Source organism: Rhodopirellula sp. JB055 (assembly GCF_043100905.1).
GTDB lineage: Bacteria > Planctomycetota > Planctomycetia > Pirellulales > Pirellulaceae > Rhodopirellula.
The window spans coordinates 1-5,253 of record NZ_JBICHO010000336.1; the positions used below are offsets into that span (position 1 = coordinate 1).

General features: G+C 57.2%; 7 protein-coding genes. 1 reads left to right on the plus strand and 6 read right to left on the minus strand.

The features are described 5' to 3' along the window. Positions 1-28 precede the first annotated feature (28 nt). Complete coding sequence (locus ACF8AM_RS13275; RefSeq protein ID WP_392556095.1) at positions 29-157, plus strand: PQQ-binding-like beta-propeller repeat protein; 129 nt, start codon at positions 29-31, stop codon at positions 155-157. Between the two features lie 99 nt (positions 158-256). On the opposite strand, the gene ACF8AM_RS13280 is transcribed toward ACF8AM_RS13275, so the two are convergent. From ACF8AM_RS13280 to ACF8AM_RS13305, 6 genes are all read right to left on the minus strand, one after another. Next, positions 257-727, minus strand: coding sequence for a hypothetical protein (locus tag ACF8AM_RS13280; protein ID WP_392556090.1), 471 nt, complete (start codon positions 725-727; stop codon positions 257-259). 8 nt (positions 728-735) lie between these two features. Then, positions 736-1,197, minus strand: coding sequence for an acyl-CoA thioesterase (locus tag ACF8AM_RS13285; RefSeq protein WP_392556091.1), 462 nt, complete (start codon positions 1,195-1,197; stop codon positions 736-738). Between the two features lie 17 nt (positions 1,198-1,214). Next, the gene (rpsR, locus tag ACF8AM_RS13290) at positions 1,215-1,493 is read right to left on the minus strand and encodes a 30S ribosomal protein S18 (protein WP_231845729.1); all 279 of its coding nucleotides are present in this window, start codon (positions 1,491-1,493) and stop codon (positions 1,215-1,217) included. A 270-nt stretch (positions 1,494-1,763) separates the two neighbouring features. Continuing rightward, complete coding sequence (locus ACF8AM_RS13295) at positions 1,764-2,357, minus strand: Uma2 family endonuclease (protein ID WP_392556092.1); 594 nt, start codon at positions 2,355-2,357, stop codon at positions 1,764-1,766. Between the two features lie 44 nt (positions 2,358-2,401). Further along, positions 2,402-3,085 (minus strand): nicotinate (nicotinamide) nucleotide adenylyltransferase, encoded by a 684-nt coding sequence (gene nadD, locus ACF8AM_RS13300; RefSeq protein WP_392556093.1) that lies wholly within the window; start codon positions 3,083-3,085, stop codon positions 2,402-2,404. A 257-nt stretch (positions 3,086-3,342) separates the two neighbouring features. Beyond that, positions 3,343-5,151, minus strand: a complete 1,809-nt coding sequence (locus ACF8AM_RS13305; protein ID WP_392556094.1) for a thioredoxin family protein — start codon at positions 5,149-5,151, stop codon at positions 3,343-3,345. Positions 5,152-5,253: the final 102 nt, after the last annotated feature.

The window sequence follows — 5,253 nt, forward strand, 5'->3', positions numbered from 1 at the left end:
GCTCTACGTCGCCGATGCAAAGGGCGGCGTGGCCGCCCACGAAGCCGGGACCGGTCGGGAGCGCTGGTCGGTCAGCCTCCGGACCCCCCTGACCGGGGGTGTCAGTGTCGGCGACGACGTGGTCGTGGTCGGTAGTGGCCGTGGCGAGGTGTCCTGAACTGGCGTCAAACCCAAGGGCTCGTCGCTTCGTCCACTGCGATCAAACCTAACTCTTCAATTTGGCAAACCACTCGCTTCCTCGAGCAGGCTTCACTGCTCAGGTTTCTTCGGGAAGTTCGGCCATTCGGATCTGTTGCAGGATCGCGTTGAAGACCTGTTCGGCGGCTTCGAAATCCGACATCTCGGCTTGGAGTTGAGCCAAGATGCGTCCCGCGATTGGCATTTGTTCGCGGGTCGGGGCAGGGGCGTCCAGCAGCACCACGCGTGACATCACGACGAGGTCCAAGTAATAGAACCGGAAGTCAACGGCGCGTTCGCCTTCCGCGGCACCCGGCAGCGTGGCGTTGTCACGTTCCAGGTCTTCGTATTGTCCCCGGAGCATTTGATCGATTTCACCCAGGACGACTTCGTCTTCTCGAGTGATTGGCAACGTTTCCAGCGATACAAATCCGCCGCCGGGCAGGTCGAACGTGGCTCCCTGGTCGCCTTCGTCTTCGGCTCGCTCGACCAACGTCCAGTTGTCCGGGTACAGCAGTTTCAGGCCGAAGCCTTCGAAAGTTGCGGGCATGTGTTTGTTCAGTCGTTTTGAGGGCCAGACAATCGCTGACGCAGGTCATCGGGCACGTTGGTTTTGACCAGTTTGCCGCCCGCTTTCAGGTCGCAACACACGGCGGTGATTTTGCCGGTGGCGATGCGGCGGCCTTCGCAGGTCAGTTCGAAGCGATAGCTGATGCTGGACTGGCCGATTCGGTCGACGTGCAAATCGATTTGCAAAATGTCTTCGAATCGGGCGGGCCCATGAAAGTCGCAACTGGCGGCGACTCGGGGCCAAGTCAATCGTTCCTCGGATTCATGGTGCGGCATCACGGGGATGCCGACCGATCTCAGGAACTCGTGTTCGGCCGCCTCCATCATCGGGAAGAAGGCCGAGAAGTGGACGATTCCAGCCGCATCGGTGTCTCGAAACTCGACGCGGCGTTGGGTCTGATAGACCGGAGCCCGCTGGGTGGGGGCTTCGTCAGAGGCAGAATCGTTCACTGATTTGCCGGTTTGGCTTATTCGCCGACGTATGGCAACAAGGCCATGAAGCGGGCTCGTTTGATCGCAGCCGTGACAGCGTGTTGGCTGGCAGCGGTACAACCACTTTTGCGACGGCCCATGATGCGTCCTTGACGGTTGACCATCTTGGACAGCAATTCGAGGTCCTTGTAGTCAACGTACATCGGACGTGGACGATGGCCATCGACGAAGATGGGGTCCTTGCGACGCGTGCGGCTGCGGACTCGGGAGCGTTTGCGGGCACGGCTACGCGTGCTCATTGGACGTGGAGGCATGAAGCTTTTCGAAAATATCGAAGGCGAATGGACTGATTCGGCCGGAAAACCAATGTCTCCGGCTCGCCAATGGTGTCCCGCGAACGCAAAAAGGTCGCGATCGCGGGCCACACAGTGTGCCGAGATCGGCGTTTCCACGCAATCCCTTTTGCCTATTCTGCCCGATAAAGCTTTTCTTGGGCGATCAGTGACCGCACAGGATGCGGAACCTGAACCCGGATGCTCCGTTCAGAGCAGACTCGCTGGCGAGGGGCGCATTGAGCTCTGATGTCATTTCACCAACGGATCGGGGCGATCGAACTGGACCCGGTGATAAACTTCTGTCATCGGCAGGTTCAGCTTCAAGGCGTCGATCCGCAATTCATTCTCCAGTCCCCCCGCTTCACGAAGCGTCCATGTGTGGTCGTCTCCACGGGTGAATGATTCAACTGCTGGTCGATCTTGCGCGACGAGCACGTATCCTTTCAAAGATGGAATGCGTCGGTAGTGTCTCGAATTGGTGCCTCGGTCGTATGCCTCTGTGCTTTCCGAAGCGACTTCGATCAACAGAGTCGGATTTTGCAGGGTGTCCAGTTGGTCGTCGCGAAATTTGGGTTCGTCGCAAGCCACGACCACATCGGGGTAGGTGTACAAACCAGTGGCTTCAATCTGGACGCGCATGTCGCAGGGGTAAACTTCGCAGGGACCATCGAGCAGCGCGTTGCTTAGAACCCGGATTAGGTTTGTCACGATCAAGTTGCGTGCTCGCTTCGCGCCGCCCATTACAAAGGTTTCGCCGCCGAAGTACTCGCTCTTGAACGAAGCCTTTCGTTCTTGGTCAAGGTATTCCTGTTCGGACAGCAGTGGGATCGGATTGGTCGACATAGCAGATCTCAGTTTCGACACGCGGGGAATCGCAGGCAACTTTGCTATCGTACCCGGTACATCTTTTCATTGTCGATCAACGTCGCGACCGGGTGTGGCACGCGGAATCGGATACTCCGTCCGGTCGCGATGCGATTCCGAAGGTCGCTGCTGCTGATTTCGATCTGGGGCATCTGGATCTGGGACTCGCGAATCCTTTGGATCTGCGTTTCGTCGGTCATTCCGTCCAGGATCGAGTAGTCCGGTGGAGGGTCTCCGCCGCGAGCGATCACGGCTAGGTGGCACCGTTGCAGAATTTGCTGGGGTTCTCGCCAGCGGTCGAAGGAGGCCAACGAATCGGCTCCGATGATCAGATACAGCGGGCGGTCAGGAAACTGTTCCTGCAGGTGTTCCAGCGTCAGCAGGGTGTAGCTGACGCTGTCTTGCCGGAGTTCCCAGTCGTCGATGACGTGGCCGGATTGTCCGCTGAGTGCCAACCGCAGCATTTGCAGACGGTGCTCGTTGCTGGCCACCGGGCCGTGGGGTTTGAGTGGGCTGGTCGCCGCCGGGATCCAGCGCACGTGTTCAATCGGCAATTGTTCGAGAGCCGATTCGGCCATCCAGAGATGCCCGACATGAACCGGGTCGAACGATCCACCCAGAATTCCGATGCCGTGATTCGATGGTGGGGTGGTATGAGATGCTGACACGGAACGCCCTTCAAAGGATTCAAGCTTGGATCGACGCAAGCATAACTTCGCTCACCGGAAACGGGCAGGTTGTCTTACGCCCAAAGACGTCAGCGAGGCCTCGGACTTGGCGATGGTGCTAGCCACGTCACGTGCCGATCGTCGACGCTGGCCCCGTCCGGGGCGACATCGTGATCTCTCTCTCGTCTCGGGGTTTCCGCCCCGAGCTACCAACGCGGACTCCTCTGGAGCCATTCATGCGCGTTCGCCCGCGGGCGGGGGCAACATCGATAGATCGAGGTGAAAGCCCGAGACGACTATTGTCGATCGGCGATGTGTTTCTTTTGGTGCCGAATCAACTCGTTCAGTTCCCCCATCGTTTCGCAGGTGCATTGGAAGTGACAGATCAACATTTCGTCGGTTGAGTCAGCACCCCACGAAACTGGTTTGGGTGGCGAGTTCGGGTTCAACGGGTTGTTGGCTGAATTGTCATACCAAGCATCCACGTGAAGGATTGTTCCCTTTTTCAATCGCACAGGTTCGGCAAACGAATACTTGCCTTGCCAATTGAAATCCCAGTCTTTGATCCACAACAATGGTATGGTCTCGCCATCGGGTGACTTCGACCAAACTTTCATTTCCCGGCCAAAGATATGCATGTGCGGCACCGTGTCCAACAACACGGTGTCAACGGGCAAGGTGTACGTCGCGCGTTGCAAGTGATGCTCCGCCCCCGGCGGGATGCGGATTCGTTTGTTGCCGACTTGGACTTCGGTAACGATCTTCTTGGCCGTTGGTGGTGCGAAGTAAATCCCGATCTTCGACTTGTCTTGATGTGGTTTGCCGGTCGTGACGTAGTGGATTTCCGCCACAATGTCGCTTCCCCTTGGCACAAAACGTCCCATGCCCTCAGGCAATCGTCGCGGGCTCATTCCCGGGAACCAACTGCTTAGCGTTCCTTCAGGTTCAAAGCGTGGCCCTCCAAAACTGGAGTAGCCCGGCGCCGGATCTGATTGGTCCAATCGCCGCCCCTTTCGTTGGGTGTCCAGGAAGAAACTGGCGTGATGAACGGATTGAGGCGTCCCCGGATGAAAGTCGATCGCGTTGACCAAGCGGTGTTCTTTCAAACCAGTTGGAATGACGAAGTACTGACGAATGTCGGGACCGCTGGATGGGATCGAGAACGTCTCGCTCATTTCCAATATCATATCCGGTTCACCGAGTGGCCAACCACTCGATGGCGGCACAGGGGCCGGCAGATCCTTCGGGTCGCCTGCCGGTTTGCCATCGCGAACCCAAACGTTCAACAATGACATCTCATGGTTGGTCAATCGCAGTTCATCTTGAAATCGCGTGAACCCAGTGGCCGGTTTCCATGGCGGCATGAACCGCGAATGCGTCACTTCCAAAATTTGATTGGCGTGTCCACTGACATCGTTGTAGTTCAATAACGGAAACGGAGCCGAACCGTTTCGGCAATGACATCCCGTGCAGTTTGCTTGAATGACCGGCGCAACATCGCGTGCGTAGGTCACTTCGCCTTCGATCGCTTTGTTTGGTGGATCCTCCAACAAGCAACCGATGGGTTTCGTTTTCGGCACATCCACCGGACGTCGAGCGATGACGGCGCGGATCGCCTCTCGTAGATAAGACTTGGCGGCGTGATCTTTCTTGCGGCCAACTTGGACATGCCGATCGTCAATCGCACCGTTGTAAAGCATCTTGCCGGTCGGCCGAATCAACATCGCTTGGGGCGTATGGGTTGGTGAGAGAGCCAAACGCAATTCGCCGGAACCGTCGAACAGCACTGGGAACTCAACTCGATAATCAGCGCTGTGCTTTTTTGCGTCCGAACGTGTCACGGACGGATCGGAAATCACACCGACCAACTCGATGCCTTGTTTGCCGTATTCCGTTGCGTAGTCATTGAGCAACGGCAGATAACCGTTGCTGATCGGACAATGCGTGGACAAGAAAACGACCGCGACGGCCTTGGTCTCGTTGGATTGTCCCAGTCGAATCAACCGTCCATCCAGGTCGAGACCTTTCAGCACCCCGGTGTGCGAAGCGTCATGGGCCAATCCTTGATTGGAAGTGAACGGCAACAGCATGCTGACTAAAAGCATGCAAACAGCGTTCACAGATATCAAACCAGTGCGTCGACCACGATACGAACCGATCGCGGTCCCTTGGGATTGATTGGGAACCATGCACCCACTTCATGTTGG

Excerpts from the sequence above, each read along its gene's own strand:
- rpsR (WP_231845729.1), bottom strand. The coding sequence starts at position 1,493 with ATGCCTCCACGTCCAATGAGCACGCGTAGCCGTGCCCGCAAACGCTCC.
- ACF8AM_RS13280 (WP_392556090.1), bottom strand. The coding sequence starts at position 727 with ATGCCCGCAACTTTCGAAGGCTTCGGCCTGAAACTGCTGTACCCGGAC.
- ACF8AM_RS13295 (WP_392556092.1), bottom strand. The coding sequence starts at position 2,357 with ATGTCGACCAATCCGATCCCACTGCTGTCCGAACAGGAATACCTTGAC.
- ACF8AM_RS13305 (WP_392556094.1), bottom strand. The coding sequence starts at position 5,151 with ATGCTTTTAGTCAGCATGCTGTTGCCGTTCACTTCCAATCAAGGATTG.